Annotated in this window: 14 protein-coding genes; 3 read left to right on the top strand and 11 right to left on the bottom strand. The window is 36.8% G+C overall.

Features of this window, described 5'->3' with window-relative positions; translation table 11 throughout:
* Positions 1–166: 166 nt before the first annotated feature.
* Complete coding sequence (locus tag ACUXEY_RS08790) at positions 167–565, top strand: DUF4359 domain-containing protein (RefSeq protein WP_461300491.1); 399 nt, start codon at positions 167–169, stop codon at positions 563–565.
* Between the two features lie 19 nt (positions 566–584).
* On the opposite strand, the gene ACUXEY_RS08785 is transcribed toward ACUXEY_RS08790, so the two are convergent.
* Together ACUXEY_RS08785 and ACUXEY_RS08780 are read right to left on the bottom strand one after the other, a co-directional pair.
* The gene (locus ACUXEY_RS08785) at positions 585–800 is read right to left on the bottom strand and encodes a DUF2922 domain-containing protein (RefSeq protein WP_461300490.1); all 216 of its coding nucleotides are present in this window, start codon (positions 798–800) and stop codon (positions 585–587) included.
* An 88-nt stretch (positions 801–888) separates the two neighbouring features.
* Positions 889–1,113, bottom strand: coding sequence for a DUF1659 domain-containing protein (locus ACUXEY_RS08780; protein ID WP_000257706.1), 225 nt, complete (start codon positions 1,111–1,113; stop codon positions 889–891).
* Positions 1,114–1,223: 110 nt separating this feature from the next.
* On the opposite strand from ACUXEY_RS08780, the gene ACUXEY_RS08775 reads away from it, so the two are divergent.
* A complete protein-coding gene (locus tag ACUXEY_RS08775) occupies positions 1,224–1,709 on the top strand; it encodes a VanZ family protein (RefSeq protein WP_461300489.1) in 486 nt (161 codons plus the stop codon).
* Between the two features lie 24 nt (positions 1,710–1,733).
* Here ACUXEY_RS08775 and ACUXEY_RS08770 read toward each other — a convergent pair whose 3' ends face one another.
* The 4 genes from ACUXEY_RS08770 to ACUXEY_RS08755 all read right to left on the bottom strand — a co-directional run bounded on the left by ACUXEY_RS08770 (position 1,734) and on the right by ACUXEY_RS08755 (position 7,582).
* Entirely contained in the window at positions 1,734–4,490 is a 2,757-nt protein-coding gene (locus tag ACUXEY_RS08770; protein WP_461300488.1) for a DEAD/DEAH box helicase, read from the bottom strand.
* Complete coding sequence (locus ACUXEY_RS08765) at positions 4,474–6,093, bottom strand: SWIM zinc finger family protein (protein ID WP_461300487.1); 1,620 nt, start codon at positions 6,091–6,093, stop codon at positions 4,474–4,476. The genes ACUXEY_RS08770 and ACUXEY_RS08765 overlap by 17 nt, the downstream gene beginning before the upstream one ends.
* A gap of 234 nt (positions 6,094–6,327) precedes the next feature.
* Entirely contained in the window at positions 6,328–6,630 is a 303-nt protein-coding gene (locus ACUXEY_RS08760) for a DUF3910 family protein (RefSeq protein ID WP_461300486.1), read from the bottom strand.
* 79 nt (positions 6,631–6,709) lie between these two features.
* Complete coding sequence (locus tag ACUXEY_RS08755; RefSeq protein ID WP_461300485.1) at positions 6,710–7,582, bottom strand: cell wall-binding protein EntA; 873 nt, start codon at positions 7,580–7,582, stop codon at positions 6,710–6,712.
* A gap of 664 nt (positions 7,583–8,246) precedes the next feature.
* Here ACUXEY_RS08755 and opuD point away from each other — a divergent pair.
* Positions 8,247–9,764 (top strand): glycine betaine transporter OpuD, encoded by a 1,518-nt coding sequence (gene opuD / locus ACUXEY_RS08750; protein WP_166702764.1) that lies wholly within the window; start codon positions 8,247–8,249, stop codon positions 9,762–9,764.
* Between the two features lie 560 nt (positions 9,765–10,324).
* Here opuD and ACUXEY_RS08745 read toward each other — a convergent pair.
* From ACUXEY_RS08745 to ACUXEY_RS08725, 5 genes are all read right to left on the bottom strand, one after another.
* Entirely contained in the window at positions 10,325–11,626 is a 1,302-nt protein-coding gene (locus tag ACUXEY_RS08745) for a glycosyltransferase family 2 protein (protein ID WP_461300484.1), read from the bottom strand.
* On the bottom strand, positions 11,623–12,378 hold the full coding sequence (locus ACUXEY_RS08740) for a GGDEF domain-containing protein (RefSeq protein ID WP_461300483.1): 756 nt from the start codon (positions 12,376–12,378) through the stop codon (positions 11,623–11,625). Before ACUXEY_RS08740 ends, ACUXEY_RS08745 begins: the two co-directional genes overlap by 4 nt.
* Positions 12,379–12,634: 256 nt before the next feature.
* Positions 12,635–13,846 (bottom strand): NupC/NupG family nucleoside CNT transporter, encoded by a 1,212-nt coding sequence (locus ACUXEY_RS08735; RefSeq protein WP_001051033.1) that lies wholly within the window; start codon positions 13,844–13,846, stop codon positions 12,635–12,637.
* 346 nt (positions 13,847–14,192) lie between these two features.
* Positions 14,193–15,935, bottom strand: coding sequence for a C40 family peptidase (locus tag ACUXEY_RS08730; protein WP_461300482.1), 1,743 nt, complete (start codon positions 15,933–15,935; stop codon positions 14,193–14,195).
* A gap of 210 nt (positions 15,936–16,145) precedes the next feature.
* A complete protein-coding gene (locus tag ACUXEY_RS08725; protein WP_461300481.1) occupies positions 16,146–17,030 on the bottom strand; it encodes a D-amino-acid transaminase in 885 nt (294 codons plus the stop codon).
* Between the last annotated feature and the right edge of the window lie 323 nt (positions 17,031–17,353).

Here is a 17,353-nt window from a genome sequence, read left to right as displayed (position 1 = left end):
AATATTATTAATATTATTATATACAAATTAAGTAAAGTAATTGTTAATATTCCGTTTCATATTGTAAATTTTGGCTATTCGTTTACAATCAATAGATGTTAGTCTTTCTAAGTTGCATCGCTTGTACATATATATGAAAATAGAAAAGAGTAGGCGGTGAGATAGTATGAAGAAAAAGTATATTATTATGGCTTTAGTTGTTGTTCTTCTAGTATATTTAGCAAATAGTAATCCGAGTAAAGGAGAATATACAGACTGGGCAGCAAAGCAGTTTATGAAACGGAATGATGTAAGTAAGAAGCTAGACGAAGTTCAAAAGGAAAATGAAGAGGGTCTCCTTGGTGATCTAGCATCGGCTGGTAAGAAGTTGGCGAAAAAATATGTTGAGCCACAAGTTGGATTATTAATCGAGAATTATACGAAGCGAAATGAGTATATTTTCTTCTCAACATATACGACCGAGTTTGATATAGGCGGAGAACACTATAAATATGTATGCGTCGGATTTTCAAACATCTTTATTCCAATTGAAATGCCGAAGAAAAAAGACGAATCTGCAAAATGATGCAGATTCGTCTTTTTGTTTATAAAGTAATGGGAACTTCAGATACATTCTTTTCTACGAGACGGGCTCCTTTTTTTCGAGTATTTTCATTAATTGATGAAAATACAGATGAGGCAAGGATCGTATCCATTACTTGACTTACGACTTGTGCATCGACAGGTGTGATAGGTTTCTCGATAGAAAAAACAACTGTTTTTCCATCTTCTTTCGCGAAAATCAATTCTAGTACTTGCATATGTTATTTCCTCCTTTTTATTTATCTACTTGTTAGTGTTGGCTAACAAGTAGAGGGGAATAGAATCCCCTCTACTTAAAGTCTCATCTTATAGGCTAGAAAGATCTGATGTGCTAACAAGTTGTACAGCGTGAAGTGGTGATGCTTGTAAGGAAGCAAGAGCACGTGCTACGTTTTGTACTTGCTCTAAGTTTGCGTTTGTTTTAACGCGCTTAAATTGTTTGTTCTTGAAAACTGTTTTTCCGTTCTTATCCAATCCATTGTTTAAGACAAGACGTAAAGTTAAATCCATTACGATTGTTTCGACTGCCATGTTTATCACCCCCTTTCACTTTATAAATAGGGCGCAAATGTCATGTTTTGGCGTGAAATTTTTTCTTTTTTTTGGTACGCTTAAAAGACTAAGAGAGGGGTTTCGGAAGAATGAATCGTAAATGGTTATTTTGGATTCCTGTTTTACTATGGATGGGATTGATTTTCTATTCCTCGGCACAACCGTATAAAAAGCAGGATATGCGTTCAGATATTGAACAATATATAAATGCTGAATTTGTGAAAGAGCATTTTTCATGGGTATCTATCGATTACGGCGGTGGTACACCTGTTAGCATTGCAAATAAAGGTGTAGGCGGATTTATTGAGTTTTTCCTTCGTAAAGGTGCTCATTTTATGGTGTTCTTTATGCTCGGTTCATTGACGTATTATGCTTTTCATCGATCGGGTTATTCGAGGAAAAGGTGTTTCCTATACGCTCTTCTTTTCGTTGCGGGATATGCGACATTTGATGAAATTCATCAATGGACTACGGGAGATCGTACACCGATGTGGCAAGATTCATTATTGGATACGTGCGGCGGATTAACAGGGATTATAATAAGCAATTGGTTTTGGAATAGAAAAAGGAGCTAATCTTTTGAGATTAGCTCCTTTTGTTTATACACCAAGTAATTCTTTTAGCTCATCTGTAGATAGTTCGGTCATCCAACTATCGCTTGTAATAACGGCATTGTTTAATGATTGTTTTCTCTCTAACATTTCATCAATTTTTTCTTCGAGTGTCCCCGTTGTAATAAGTTTATGAACGTGAACGAAGCGTTTTTGACCAATACGATATGCGCGGTCGGTTGCTTGGTTTTCTACAGCTGGATTCCACCAACGGTCGTAGTGAATGACATGGTTGGCAGCGGTTAAGTTTAAGCCAGTTCCACCTGCTTTTAACGATAAGATGAAAATGTCATACGTTCCGTTTTGGAACTGCTCGATCATTTTGTCGCGTTCTTTCTTCGGTACACTGCCGTTTAAGAAGAGGACGCGCTGACCGAAATGTTCTTCTAACACATTTTTTAGCATGTTCCCCATACCGATGTATTGCGTGAAGATTAAACAACTTTCGTTTTGATCTTTTATATTTTCAATGAGTTCCATTAACGTGCTCGTTTTCATGGAACGTTCGATGATATCTTTTGGTTCTGTTTCTTTTAAGTAAAGAGCAGGGTGATTACAAATTTGCTTGAGCTTGTTCAGCATGAGTAATATAAACCCGCGTCTTTCAATTCCGCTTAATCCTTCTACATTTTGCAATGTATCTTGAACAAGTTGTTCATATAAGGAAGCTTGTTCACCAGTAAGTGGACAGTATGCTTTCTGTTCTTGTTTATCTGGTAAGTTTAATGCGACTGTTTGATCTTTCTTCGTACGACGCAGTAAAAACGGCGAGATAAAACGTTGAACTTGTTGGATTTTTCCTTCGTCACGGTCTTTTTCAATTGGTGAGACGAAGCGGCGCTGGAATTGTCCTAAGCTGCCAAGATATCCATGATTAATAAAGTCGAAAATAGACCAAAGCTCGGCAAGGCGGTTTTCCATCGGTGTACCGGTTAAAGCAATTTTGTGATTTGCTTGCAAGTTTCGCACTGCTTTTGACTGTTTCGTATGTGGATTTTTAATATTTTGTGCTTCATCCAAAATAACAGCATCCCAGCATAACGTACTAAGTTCTTCTTCATCAAGCTGAGCTAATGCATAAGATGTTAATACAACATCTGCTGATTGAAGGAACTCTTTAAATGATTCGCCTTTCGCTCGGTTACTTCCATAGTGTAACTGAACACGTAAATTTGGTGCGAAACGCTCAAATTCTTTTTGCCAATTTCCAAGAACAGATGTCGGTGCCACAATTAGGGCCGGGCCGGTTTTGAGATTGTTCTCTGTTATATATAGTAAGTAAGTGATTGTTTGAATACTTTTTCCAAGTCCCATGTCGTCCGCTAATAATGCTCCGAATCCAAGTTTTCTTAAATATAATAACCACTCAATACCATGTTGTTGATACGGGCGGAGTGTGGCGTTTAGTGAAGAAGGGACATCTACTTTTGGAATATCTCCAATGTGCAATAGTTTTTGGAATAGCTCTTCATAATATCCATCTAGTTCAATTTCAATATCGGTAAACGGACTATCTTCTTCTACAATTTCTGTTTCAGCCGTGTTGGATAAATGTTGCTGAAGGACATCTTTCATTTCGAGTCCATATTTATCGGCACGGTTCATGAGCTTTCGTACTTCTTCAATAAAGGCTGGATCCAGTCTCATCCATTGACCATTTATATTGAATAATCGTTTGTTTTGTTCAACGAGTTCGAAAAATTCGCTTTCTGATAAATCAATGCCGTTCGTTGAAATGCGCCAGTCAAAATTAACGAGTGTATTCATACCGAAGAATGATTGTGTTTGTGTCGCATTTTGCTTCAGTTGCACACGTAATTTTGGTTTTGTCGCTTTTAAATTTTGCCACCATGATGGTAGTAAAATCGTAATACCTGCAGCGAGTAATTCGTTACTTGCTTCTGTTAAGAAGTTCCACGCTTCTGTTTCAAAGAGCTCACTTCGGAATGTATCGCCTTCTTTTAACCATGGTACAAGCTTACTGAAACCTTCTTGTGTTTCAAGAATACGCTCTTCATAATCGTGCCATCGTTTTGGTAAAGAATCGATGTTTTCATATACATATATGCGATGAGCACCACGCTTTGGCGTAACAATTGTTTCAAGCTTCCACATTTCAAATTCTTCTTGCGGCTCTTGTAACCGTAGTCCAATTGTAAAAGGAAGGTCATCTTCAATGTATCCAATTTTTCGAAGCCAATCTTCTTCATGTAGTGCTGCATCCAATTGTCTTTTCGTAAAGTCGTAATGTTCATAAAGTCTCTTTGCATCTTCCCATCCGTCGTTTGAACGGTTATCTTGTAATATGCTTTCATTTACCGCAGACGAGAAAAGAGATGTTAATGTGTCATCTTCGATTGATGTATGTTGTACTTTCCAAGATGGTTGCTGAGACCAACGCTCCATATCAGGTACGAAGCTACCGCTTGTGAAGGCGTCCCATAATTCGTTCGCATCTTTTGTAAGTGCTGTAATAGGGCCGTTCATTTGAATACGGGCAAAGGAGTTCATCGGTTTATTAGCGATGTATTCAAATGCTTGTGCGTTTGTTAGCATAACACCTTGTTTTCCTTCAAAGGTTGCTTCTTTTAGAAACGTGCCGTAGAAGGAAGTGGAGTGCCATGTAAATGCATTTCGTTTCCAACTTGTTACGGATAATGGAGTACCGCTGTCATCTTCTCCCCAAAGGAACCAACCTTGACTAACATGCTGGAGCCTAATCGTTACTTCAGTTTGATTGATCATCGATTAATTTTCCTTTCCGTAATTCCTCTTGTAGTGCACGCAAACGTGAATGTAAGTTTGCGATGTGAATAATGAAAGCATCCCATTCATCGGTACGCTTTAATCGTTTATACAATGTACGTAATTTCTTTAAGTAACGAACTGCACGTCTATATGATTTGCGATTTCGCTCTTCAATGGCCTCGGTAGCAGCAAGGTGATACAGAGGAAGTGCAGCTTCTGGTGCTTCCTTTTCAATATCTTTCAGTGGCTCTTTCAAAAGTTCAATTGCTTCAAATCCATGTAAGAGCTGAAGTTCTGCCCATGTTCGATACTGCTTTTTCGCGAGTACGTATTGCTCATAGTTTGCGAAACTATATGGTAATAGCTCTTGCAAAATCATTTCGAGTCCGGCTTGTTCATTTGTATGAGTTGCATACGTTTCATACATGATGACGAATAAGCGAACGATATCTTTTATGAAAATTGTATTTTCTTGCTCATGTATCGTTTTCTTCACTTGTTTATACGTAAAAGAAAGCCAATTTTTCGCACGATCCCATTTCATTGCATTTAATAGCTCTTCTAGCCAATAGAAGTACAGACTTACAACAGAAGCAGGTTGTTTCTTTAGTAAGTCCATCGCTAATAGGTCTTCGTCATTTAAAAAGAGTAGATGAGAAGATGCTAATGCTTTGGAAAGTGGATTGATTTTCGTACCAATTCGTTTTTCTTCTTCATGTAGTTGCTCTTTATTGTGTAACAGTTCACTCCATATGTGACGATAAATAAAGAATCTCTCTTGCGTATAGGCATCGGTGGAGAAGAATACTTCGTGAACGAGACGAGCTGTTTCTTGCAAAATTGCTTCTGACTCAGAAGCAATCGCTTCTGATTGTAAGTCCCGAACGATGGATTCCACTTTATCTACAAATAGGCGAACGACGTTAACAGGCTGATGATAAGAATACGTTTTATTTGCTTCGAAGTCTTGAATTTCTTCTAATAATTTTTGAAAGCAATAAAGCGCTGCATGTAACCTGAACAATTCATGTATCACAACGATACGCGGAGCTTTCCGCTCGAGTTTCGTATAGAAGTCCGTAAAAATACTCATAAGAAAATACATTTGTTTATAAGTAAGCCGAGCTTGTTCTTTTTTAAATGATTCATATTCGTTATCAAAATAGGATTGCCAACTTTTATAATCCGTGTCTTCAAAAGCTGATGATTGCAATACTTGTCTTGCAGTTCGAATAGGAGGAAGGGAAGGTTTCGTATTATTTTTGAATAAAGTTAATACATCTCCTACTTGCCCGAAACTAGACGCTGCAGATAGTAACACAGCGAGCATATGCTCACATTGCGTTGGTGCGAAGCAATCGCAATAGCTTTCAGCGACGTTACGAATCGGGATATGGACACTATATACGCTGCCTTCAGCATCTACAGTTCCTGATAGCGTATAACCATCAAAGTCAACGTTGTAGACAACACCACTACGATATAGGTGCCGAGCTGTAGCGACATGTTCCTGATCAGCTGTTTGCTGTGGATCTAGTCCTTGAACGAACTCATTCGCAATCATCATAATTTCATCTTTCGTAATTGAGTGTTGCAGCATAATATTCCTCCGTACACATATTTCTTTCCTCTACCATTATAAACAAAAAATGCTCAAAACAGAAAAAATGAAATTGGGATTATTGTATTGTAACTGTGAATGGAGATGGAAAGGTGTTGTTCAATATTTTTGAACGGCATCATTTTGTAGTTTATATCTCGTGTTCAAGAAGGGAAAACAAAAAGGATATCACTTAGCCGAAAAAATCTGGCGAGGTGGTATCCTTTTTTACAATTATGAGCGCGTTTCCTTTAATATCGCTTGTACATATGGATCATGTAATATTTGTTCTATAACGGGTAACATGTTTTGTTCAAATGGAATGTCGATAGGAAATGGCTTTTGTGAGCCGGGTTTGATACCATATTGGACAATTTTGTAATGTGTATTTCCTTCAGATTTGAGCACAATTAATTTATATCGATTGTCATCGCCTACAAGTGAAAAATCAATAGAAGTAGCGTCGTATGTTACTTCATCTTTATATATATACGGTTTCGGTGTACCGATCCAGTTTACTTTTGCTTGTACATTCATGGGCGTAACCTCCTTATAGCTATTATAAAAAAATAAAAGCCAGCTCTCAACAAAGAGAACTGGCCTTAGCAGTCATTGGTTATTTTAAAATTTTCACTTTAACAGTTTTGCGTCCCCATTTTTGAGCAGCGCTATCTGATCCAAGTAGGATGTCGATACGGTTACCTTTAATTGCACCGCCAGTATCTCCAGCGATAGCTTCTCCGTAACCTTCTACCCATACTTTAGATCCTAATGGGATTACTTTCGGGTCAACAGCAATCATTTTCATGTTTGGGTTCGCTGTTAAGTCATGACCCATTGCAGTTAATACACGGCCACCGTATGTGCCACCGTTTTCGCTCGGATGAGCTGTATATGCTGTAGCTACAACTGTTAACTCACGACCACCAGAAGGTGTGCTAGTTTCAGCAGCTTTCACAGCAGGCTTAGCAGCTTGTTTTGCTTGTGCTGCAGGTGCTTTAGCTGGTGCTACAGTTTTAGCAGGAGCAGGTTGTTCTTGTTTCTCAATAACAGGTGCTGTACCTGTTAAGAAAGGAACGTGAACATAAGCTGTTTTCCCGTTATATTCGAATTGTAACCATTCATTTTGTACTTGGTTCGTCGTTTCGATCATATCGTCTTTCTTAAGCGTCCCAAGAATTTCTGAGTTTGTGTTCGCTTCAGCACGTACGTTTAATACGTTAGCTGTTACGTAGTAGATGCTTTTTGTGAACTCTGCACTTACGAATGTGTCTTTACCATCTAAAGTGATTTTTGACCATCCGTTCTCTGTATTTTGAACATCTATTTTATTACCGTTTAGTAATTTACCGACAACTTTTGATTCAGTAGTAGGGTTTTCGCGTACATTTAGTACGTCTGTTGTTACAACAGTTTCTGCATTAGCAGATGATGTGAAAATCCCAAGACCAAAAACTGCTGCTGTTGCTATTCCAATTAATTTTTTCATGATAGCCTCCATTGCGTTTGTTTTCGTGTCCTCATTATAGCAACAGATTTTTTCGGATTTCGGGAAAACACACAATTACAAACCATTCGTAATCAGTCGTTAACATCCTGTAATATAACAAAAAATATAGGAAAGCGTTTTTCATTCTATATGATTAGTAGGTTTCTACTTATATTCGAAATATTTAATACAACATATTGTTTTCGGCGTAAATAAAAATATTACAAGAGTGTTACATGATGTTTACTAAACGATTACATTCCTTGAGTATTTTACCGTTTTATGGGTAATATAGTTATATAAACATAAACATTTCGTTTGTGAAACTATAAACACGTGCTATATACTAGCAAAAAAACCGCATAATTGTTACAAAAAGAAAGGGTTGCAAGGAAGAAAAATGCCCTTTTTTAAATCTGTAACACATCCTTTTTTGGGAAAACACATTCCCATCCGCATTTTTCTCGCACAATTTGACAGCAGTATTTCGATCTTATAGCTCTTGCAGAGTGAAAAGGTTATACGGAAGGTAAGGCTGTCCATAAGAATTCTAGTTGGTGAAGGTGAAAGTAAGAAAATCACCGTAAAATTATAGTTTTCTATCCGATTTTACATATCGGAATTTATGTTATTTACAAAAGTGAAACCTACGAAGGGGGATTTGATGAGGAAACTGACAAAAACATTCATCGTTTCATTAACATTATGTATTGCATTTACAATTTGGGGGATTATTCCCGAATCTATTATCGGAAAAGGTAGCTTAGGAAATGTAACAACCGCAATTCAAACTGCATTAGTTAGTAAGTTTGGATGGTTCTATATTATTTCTGTTTCTATTATTTTAGGTGTGTCTATCTTTTTAATTGTTTCGAAATACGGTTCTATTCGTTTAGGGAAAGATGATGACGAGCCTGATTATAGTTATATGACATGGTTTGCTATGTTATTTAGTGCTGGAATGGGTATCGGCTTAGTTTTCTGGGGCGTTGCCGAACCATTAAACCATTTATACGCACCTCCGTTTGGAGAAGGTGCAACTGAGGAAAGTGCGCGTCTTGCACTACGCTTTTCATTCTTCCATTGGGGATTACATCCGTGGGGACTATATGCGTTTGTAGCGCTATGTATTGCTTACTTTACTTTTAGAAAAGGAAAAGCAAGTACGATTAGTGCGACAGTAGGTCCGTTGTTTAAAAGCGGAGAACATGGGCGTATTGCTCATTCATTTGATGTGTTAGCTGTTTTCGCAACTGTGTTTGGTGTTGCGACGTCATTAGGTCTTGGTGCGAAACAAATTGCAGGTGGTGTTAGTTATTTAACATCTATTCCAAATTCATTACCGACACAGTTAGTTATTATTGCAATCGTAACCGTTCTTTTCATGTTATCTGCGCAAACAGGTCTTGATAAAGGAATTAAATATTTAAGTAATGCGAATATTATTTTGGCATTTGCACTTATGATCATTGTATTATTTGCGGGTCCAACAAACTTTATTATGAATTACTTTACTTCGACAATCGGTTCTTATATTCAGGAATTGCCAAGCATGAGCTTCCGTTTAAGTCCATTAGATGAAGGCGGAAATCAATGGATTCAATCGTGGACAATTTTCTACTGGGCATGGTGGATCGCATGGTCACCATTCGTAGGTACATTTATTGCACGTGTTTCACGAGGACGTACGATTCGTGAGTTTGTTATCGGTGTGTTACTCGTACCGACCGTAATTGGTGCACTTTGGTTCTCTGTTTTCGGCGGGACTGGTATTCATATGGAACTGTTTGGTGATGCACATATCTTTGAAAAAATTAAAGAGATGGGAACAGAAGTAGGATTATTCGCTATGTTTGATCAGATGGGAAGCTTTGGATCGGCTTTATCTGTTCTAGCTATTCTTCTTATTTCTACATTCTTTATTACATCTGCAGATTCTGCGACATTCGTTTTAGGAATGTTAACGACACATGGTAGTTTAAATCCACCAAACCGCATTAAAATGATCTGGGGTATCGTTCTAGCAGCGTTAGCTTCTATCTTATTATATGTAGGTGGATTAGAAGCTTTACAAACGGCAGCTATCATTGCGGCATTCCCATTCGTCTTCGTTATTTTCTTTATGATGGCAGCATTATTTAAAGAGTTACAAAAAGAAGGGCGTATGAAGCGTCATAAATAATAGAAGGAAAAAGAGCTGATTATGTATCAGCTCTTTTTTATATAGAAGGAATTTTAATTGCAAGTCAGGGAAATAAAATACTTTACTATATAAGTAGTATGCCTTTTATACGAAGGAAAATCGATATATTTCGACAATGTTCGATATGTTGCGAATTCTATTTGTATTTTTGACAAAAAATTGTCGGAAATGTGTTGTCACGTTTATGTATATGTGCTATATTATTTCCTGTAAGCGATTTCAAATAGTTTTAAAGCGCATTCAAGGGGGACATCTAGAATAATGAAACGTTACGAAAGAAAGTGGAAGCATATTTGTTTGAAACGTGTGGCACATCGTAGTGTCCAAGAAAGCACGGAACCTAAGACTGAAACGCGCAAAGAACAGCAAGAGAAGCAATTGGTTCTACAAAAATAGCAATCACTTTTTCGTATATAAATGAAGGTCGATCGTTCGTTGGGGGATGGACGTGAAATTACTTTCAGCTAAGGGGTATTGTCTGATATATAATTTATACGGCAATAAATAAGCACAGAGCATACGGCGCTCTGTGCTTATTTTTATTTATCTTTTTTGAATCGAACTGTTTTATCCCAGCCAATGACTTGTTTCTTGCTCTTTGCACGTAAGTATAAAATTAAACTACGAATGAATAAGTACGTAAAGAGCTGTGCGTACGTAAAGTACATGATTACACTAATAAAAATATTAGTTGGTGTGAAGGTTCGTTCCACACTCTGGGCACTAAATAATTGAGAAACATATGTAATATATGCGACATACCACATAAATAGTAGCGGAATGCTATATTGAATTTGGAATATCCCAAGTAACCCAATTACAAACCAAACGTTCGAAATGATTAAGAATAGCCAAAATACAACATACACTAAAACTTGTTGTAAGGAATGGACGAGAAGTTTTCCTTTAAAGAAACTTAATGAAGAAAACATTTTTTCTAAAATGTATAAGTTCCCTTGGAGCCAACGTGTACGCTGCTTAATAAGGATTTTTAAATGCTCAGGTTCTTGTTCCCATGTAATCGATTCCGGCACGATCGGTAGGAGATAGCCTTTTTGTGTAATTCGTAATGTTAATTCAGCATCTTCTGCAATTGCATAAGGGTCATAGCCGCCAAGCTCTTCTAATGCAGAACGGCGAAGGAGCATGTTTGTTCCTGTTAGTGAACCTGTTTGGAATAGTAACCAGCGTCCGGATTGCATAAGGAGCTGGAAGATTTGAAATTCTAATGAAATCATTCGTGTTAGCCAGTTTTTGTTTTCATTTACAGTACGAACGTGACCAACAGCTCCAACAGCATCCTCGGTTGTTTCAGCGTGTTCTACAAGCATTCGCAGTGCATGTGGTTCAGGCTGATTATCAGCATCATACACACAGAAGTATTCACCATCTGAAATACTAAGACCATAGTTTAATACACGTGATTTCCCTTTTGGTTCACCAGGCGGAACACGAATGTGGCGAATGTGAGCATAAGCTTTGTCAAAATCGTCACCAATTTCAGGTGTTTCATCTTGTGAGTTATCGTTTAATAAATAAACAGTTAGTTTACCTGGATATTCAATCTTCGCCATCGCCTCTAAAGTATCTTTAATAACGACTCCTTCATTGTGGGCAGGTATTAAAATGTCGACGCTTGGATAATGTTCTAGCGTACGATCTTTTCGTTTACTATTTCGGTGCACTAAACCTGCGAGTGTTAAGAATGAATAGTAAACGAGTAAGCCAGAGAATAGAAAGGCTGTAAAAATAAGTACATACTTAATCGAAAATGCAATGCTAATCCAAAACACGAGTACACAAAATAGAAGGAATAAAAGAAGTATAACGAGTGTCATCATAATAACGTCTTTCCTTTGTTTCCAATTTGCTCGCGTGAAATTTTTATATCTTGGATTGCTTCAGCAGCAAGCCATTGCTCCATTTTTGGTTTTAGGCGGTTCATTACAATGTCAGCACCGGCTTCATTTGTGTTTTGTAATAAAATAACGAGCGTATTATTATCGTATTCAGCAGCAAGGTCAAAGTCATTCCTTATCGTTTCAACTAATAATGAAGCTACGCGGTCCATAACACTTTCCTTCGTATATTTACTAAAGGAAGTGAAGTCAAAGTAAATAATAACGCCTGTTTCATTACGACGATTCATTGCATTGATTAATAATGCTTGTCGTCTTTCGAATTCTTGTCTCGTTAATAATTTAGATTCACCAATGTATTGTTCTAACATTCTCACACGTTCGGTCAATTCTTTATTTTCATGAATAACCCTCTTTAATAAATGAGTGGAGATATATACAATGAAGAAGTTTGCTGCCATTAGGAAGTGAGTAATAATGTATTCCCATTGTTCTGATGTACTCCATAAGTAAAGCCATGCTTGGTAGAACAGGTAGAATACTGAAATAATGGTTCCTAATATAAAGAGAACAAATGCGGTTTTATCATTCAATAATAGAAATAGTACATTAACAATTACATATATAATTGTAAAAATGAGAGCATGCTCATATTGCGTTACATGTACGGTTGTAAAATAAAATAAAATTTGTAAAATCCACATAGAGAGGACTTTATAGAAGTTATCTTTCACAAAACTTGCCTCCTTAAAGGTAATTCATACAAGGATACTTGTAGTATGCGCAATTATTAAGAAATAGACCGGATGACTCGTTTATTTCGGAGGCCAACAACAAGTAGTATCCCTCTTTTGTAAGAAAAAATAAACAGATTAATAATTATTGTATCATAATGTTTTTATATTTAGACGTAAGTATTTAACATATATCAAAAAAATAAAGAATATAATAAAAACCCTCCTCTTTAGAAAGAGGAGGGTTTGCATAAATTTATAGGAACATCATACCTGCAACTGCTGCATTTAAGAAGTTAGCTAATGTACCAGCGATAACTGCTTTAATCCCTAATTGTGCAATTTGTTTACGGCGAGTAGGAGCTAATGTTCCTGTTACACCTAACTGAATTGCGATAGAAGAGAAGTTTGCAAATCCACAGATTGCGAATGTTAAAATTAAGTTTGTTTTCGCAGAGAACTCTGCCATGTGTGGTCCTAAGTTTGCGTATGCAACGAATTCATTGATTGCAAGTTTTTGACCGATAAAGCTTGCTGCTTGTATAGCTTCACCAGGAGAAACCCCGATTAAGATTGCAAATGGTGATAGTAAGTAACCGAAGATTAAATCAAGGCTAAGTTTAATATCGAACCAAGAACCAACCCATCCTAATAATCCATTTAATAAAGCGATTAATGCGATGAAAGCCATTAGCATTGCTGCTACGTTAATAACAAGTTGCATACCTTCAGATGCACCACGTGCCGCTGCATCAATAACGTTTGCATCTTCACGTTCTGTAGAAAGTTCAACGTTATTATCTACTTTTTCTGTTTCTGGCATAATTAGTTTCGCAATTAATAGACTTGATGGAGCTGCCATAATTGCTGCTGCTAATAAGTGTTCTAGCGGAATACCCATTGCTGCATAGCCGACAAGGACTGATCCGGCAACTGCTGTCATACCGCTTACCATAATAGTGAAGAATTCACTATTTGTTAAACGTGCTAAGTAAGGTTTAATTAAGATTGGAGCTTCAGTTTGTCCTAAAAATACGGTTGTTACTGAGTTTAAACTTTCTGCTTTAGAAGTTCCAAGAAGTTTGCTTAATGCGCCACCAACGACACTAACAAATCTTTGCATAATACCGAAATGATATAAGATTGCTACTAATGAACTAATAAATACAATTGGAAGTAGTGCTTGAATGAAGAAAACAAATCCCCAAGGGCCTTTTGCGTTGACTAAATCCCCAGCAACGAACTTAATTCCCTCGTAAGAAAAATTAATTAATCCTTGAACGCCATCTGCAGCGTATTTTAAACCTGCTTTTCCGGCATCCCAGCGTAATACGATAAATGAAAATGACATTTGTAATGCTAGCGCGATTAAAATTGTGCGCCAATTAATAGCTTTGCGGTTGGAAGATAGTAAGAAAGCAATTGCTAATACTCCAATCACGCCGCCAATTCCCCATAAAAGATTCATGCAGTGTATGCTCCTTCCTCATAGTAAAAAAAGTGTATAAACCAGTTGTCTATACTTCTGCGAATATAACATCTTAAGTAACTTATCATAATGGACATCAGAGGTCAAACGTCTAACGAAAAGTTTAAATAAAAAGAAAATTCTTTAAAAAAACACATATAAAATAAATAGACATGAAATAGGTTATGTTTTTTATGTGAAAATATACATTATGATAACGTTATGGGTCATTATTGTAGAATGTAGTGTATGAAATAAGAAAATAGATACATTATTTTTTCAGGGAAATAGGTTATACACATTAAAAAGAGCCTTCTAGTAATCTAGAAGGCTCTAAAAATATAACTTAAGGTGCTTTCGTATAACCTAAGAAGTGCTTACTCCAATAAGAGTTACTTAGTGAAGCAATTGCTACACCTTTATCTCCAGATTGAATAAATGATCCGCCACCAAGGTAAATACCCATATGAGAAGGACCTGCTTTATAAGTATTTTGGAAGTAAATTAAATCACCTGGTTGTGGGCTTGAAGTTTTTGGTAAGCTGCTCCAATATCCTGCAACACTTTGACGACTAATGTTATGACCAAATTTCTTAAATACGTGGTAGATGTAACCACTGCAGTCTACACCAGTAGCAGAAGTTCCGCCCCAAACGTATGGTACGCCTTGCATTGATTTTGCATATGCAAGTATGGAAGAACTGTCGCCGCTATTATTACCTGTATTATTGTTGTTATTGTTTTGATTGTTATTTTGGTTGTTGTTAGGCTTATTATCTACTGCGCCACCAACTGGTGTTTTAGAGAGGTAACGTGTTCCGATATAACCAGTTTGACCGTTGTAGTTAATTTTGCTCCATCCAGAGTTTTCAGAGATTACTTGAACCTTCTGCCCTTGTGGAAGTGCACCTATGATTCTATAATTTGTACCTTCGCCGCTACGTACGTTTAGTGCAGAAGCATTAATGTAGTAGTCACCAATTGCACCTTGATTAGGTTGTTCAGGTTGTTTTGGTTGCTCAGGAGTAGTAGTGCCACCTTTAACGAATTTCATGAATTCGCTACTAACGTAGCCTGTTTTTCCTTGATAGTTAACTTTAAACCAGCTACCTTCAGATCCAATTACGTTTAATGTCGTACCATTTAATACGCCACCAATTACGCTATGGTAAGTAGCAGGGCCCGTACGAACGCGTAGAGATGTTGCGTTAACAACGTAAGTACCACCTGTTTGAACGGTTACATTATTGTTTTGATTATTATTTTGGTTGTTACCTTGTGTAACGTTGTCACTAGAACCGCCTTTTGTTACATAGTCTTTACTTACGTAAGCAGTTTGGCCTGCATAATTGATTTTGAACCAATCTTGAACTTCGCCAACAACTTGTACAACTTGTCCTTTTGTAACAGAACCTACAGTTGTGTGAGAAGTGCTAGGACCTGTACGAACACGAAGGGAAGATACATTTACTGTATAGTTTCCGCTTGCTGGTTTTACAGATTCTTGGTTGTTATTATTCGTATTGTTGTTTGAAGAACCTGCATTAGAAGAAACACCAGATACGAATTCGCCACTTACATAGCCAACTTGTCCATTATGATTGATTTTCACCCAACCATTTTCTTGACCAATTACGTTTAATGTTTGTCCTTCATATACACGTCCTGAAACAGAACTAGAAGTGTTAGGAGCAGTACGTACACGTAATACATCAGCAGTAACTTTATTCTTTCCACCTGTTGTACTTACATTAGAATTGCTTGCTCCATTTTTTGATACAAATTCGCCGCTAACAAAGCCAGTTTGTCCATTAACGTTAATTTTGAACCAACCGTTTTCTTCGCCAATCACGTTTAGTGATTGACCGTTATAAACGCGAGAGATGATGTCGTGAGAAGTACTTGATCCTGCACGAACATGTAATACGCTAGCGTTTACCGTATAAGATGAGCTGTTTGATGCAGAAGCTTGGACAGTTGTAGCAGCTTTTTGTGTATTTTGTTCAGGGGCAGCTTGAACACTATCAAGTGTAGGTGCTGCTCCTCCTGCTACAGACACTGCCGCAAGACCGGCAAGGTATTTTTTCATAATTTGTCGATTCCTTTCTGTCTGTAATGTAGTGAAGAAATATTTACCAACTGTTAAAAATTCTAAAGAGCATGTCGATTACTGTCAAGACTTATGCGGTAATCTGAATATGACAAAAAGATTACAAAAAAAAATCAAGGCATAAATCTATACCTTGATTTCCATTTAAATACATATATTGAATGTAGAAAGGATAGAAATTATACGTGTTTAAGAAGATGACATATTGGATTGTAACAAGCTTTGAGAAAATGATCTTTGCAGCATTTTTGTGATAGGTCCAACTTGGCCACCTTGAATTGCGGTTCCATCAAGATGAGTCATCGGCAAAATTTCAATCGTTGTTCCTGTAAAGAAACATTCATCTGCTTGATAAACATCACGAATACTGAAAAGTTCTTCTTGTACTGGAATACGAAGGGTTTTCGCTAAAGAAAGGACATATTGACGAATAATACCATTTAAAATAAGGTGATTAGCTGGATGTGTGTAAAGAGTTCCGTTTTTTATGAGAAAGAAATTAGAACAGCTTCCCTCAGTTACAGTACCATTTCGCACGAAAAGTGCTTCTTTACAACCTTTACGTTCAGCTTTCGTAGCAGCTAATACATTTGGTAATAAATTTAATGATTTAATATCGCAGCGTAGCCAGCGCGTATCCGGTTCTGATATAGCACGTACACCATATTCAATCCATAACGCGGGTCTTTCTTTCTTCGTAATATAGGCATAGATTGTTGGAGGGACGTCATATGAGAATGTATGGGTACGAGCTTGTACACCACGAGATACTTGTAAATAAATCGTTCCATCTTCGTGGAAATTATTATTTTCGATTAGTTTATAGAGTAGGATAATCAGTTCTGCCTTTGAGAAAGGGAGTGTTAATTCTATTTCTTCCATGGAGCGATATAATCTTGTGATATGCGGATCTAATAAGTGAAAGTTCCCTTTATATAAGCGAATAACCTCGTAGACACCATCTCCAAACTGCAAGCCTCTTTCTTCAAGTTCTATGTACTCTTTTTGTTTCGTTGTATCAATAACTGCATCATTCCAAAGTACAAATCTTTCATATGCCAATTTACGTCCCATCCTTTCATAAGTACATAAGTGAAGTGAAATTTTAATTCGTTCAGAATAAAAACCACTACAGTAATTTTTATGTGAGTAATTCTTTACATATGACGTATATGTATTTGTAAAGTGTAGAGAAGTAGTAGTGATTTACAGCATTTTGTATATACAAATTCGAAAATAAGAAATAAGAATCCTGCTTTTAGATAAAAAAAAGCAACATTCTTATGGAATGCTGCACAAGGAGGGTAGCTATCATTCATAGGGACATCGTCTTATTGAATGTTTTGTGTATAGAAACAAAACATATTGAAAGACAATTATAAGAAAGTAGAAATAAA

It is taken from the genome of Bacillus sp. F9_6S_D1_P_5 (assembly GCF_054823925.1).
Note: the sequence above shows the minus strand (reverse complement) of the source record. Positions and strands in the feature narration are given on the sequence as shown.

Coding starts and splice junctions, on each gene's coding strand:
- ACUXEY_RS08790 (WP_461300491.1), top strand. CDS start 167: ATGAAGAAAAAGTATATTATTATGGCTTTAGTTGTTGTTCTTCTAGTA.
- ACUXEY_RS08785 (WP_461300490.1), bottom strand. CDS start 800: ATGCAAGTACTAGAATTGATTTTCGCGAAAGAAGATGGAAAAACAGTT.
- ACUXEY_RS08780 (WP_000257706.1), bottom strand. CDS start 1,113: ATGGCAGTCGAAACAATCGTAATGGATTTAACTTTACGTCTTGTCTTA.
- ACUXEY_RS08775 (WP_461300489.1), top strand. CDS start 1,224: ATGAATCGTAAATGGTTATTTTGGATTCCTGTTTTACTATGGATGGGA.
- ACUXEY_RS08770 (WP_461300488.1), bottom strand. CDS start 4,490: ATGATCAATCAAACTGAAGTAACGATTAGGCTCCAGCATGTTAGTCAA.
- ACUXEY_RS08765 (WP_461300487.1), bottom strand. CDS start 6,093: ATGCTGCAACACTCAATTACGAAAGATGAAATTATGATGATTGCGAAT.
- ACUXEY_RS08760 (WP_461300486.1), bottom strand. CDS start 6,630: ATGAATGTACAAGCAAAAGTAAACTGGATCGGTACACCGAAACCGTAT.
- ACUXEY_RS08755 (WP_461300485.1), bottom strand. CDS start 7,582: ATGAAAAAATTAATTGGAATAGCAACAGCAGCAGTTTTTGGTCTTGGG.
- opuD (WP_166702764.1), top strand. CDS start 8,247: ATGAGGAAACTGACAAAAACATTCATCGTTTCATTAACATTATGTATT.
- ACUXEY_RS08745 (WP_461300484.1), bottom strand. CDS start 11,626: ATGATGACACTCGTTATACTTCTTTTATTCCTTCTATTTTGTGTACTC.
- ACUXEY_RS08735 (WP_001051033.1), bottom strand. CDS start 13,846: ATGAATCTTTTATGGGGAATTGGCGGCGTGATTGGAGTATTAGCAATT.
- ACUXEY_RS08730 (WP_461300482.1), bottom strand. CDS start 15,935: ATGAAAAAATACCTTGCCGGTCTTGCGGCAGTGTCTGTAGCAGGAGGA.
- ACUXEY_RS08725 (WP_461300481.1), bottom strand. CDS start 17,030: ATGGGACGTAAATTGGCATATGAAAGATTTGTACTTTGGAATGATGCA.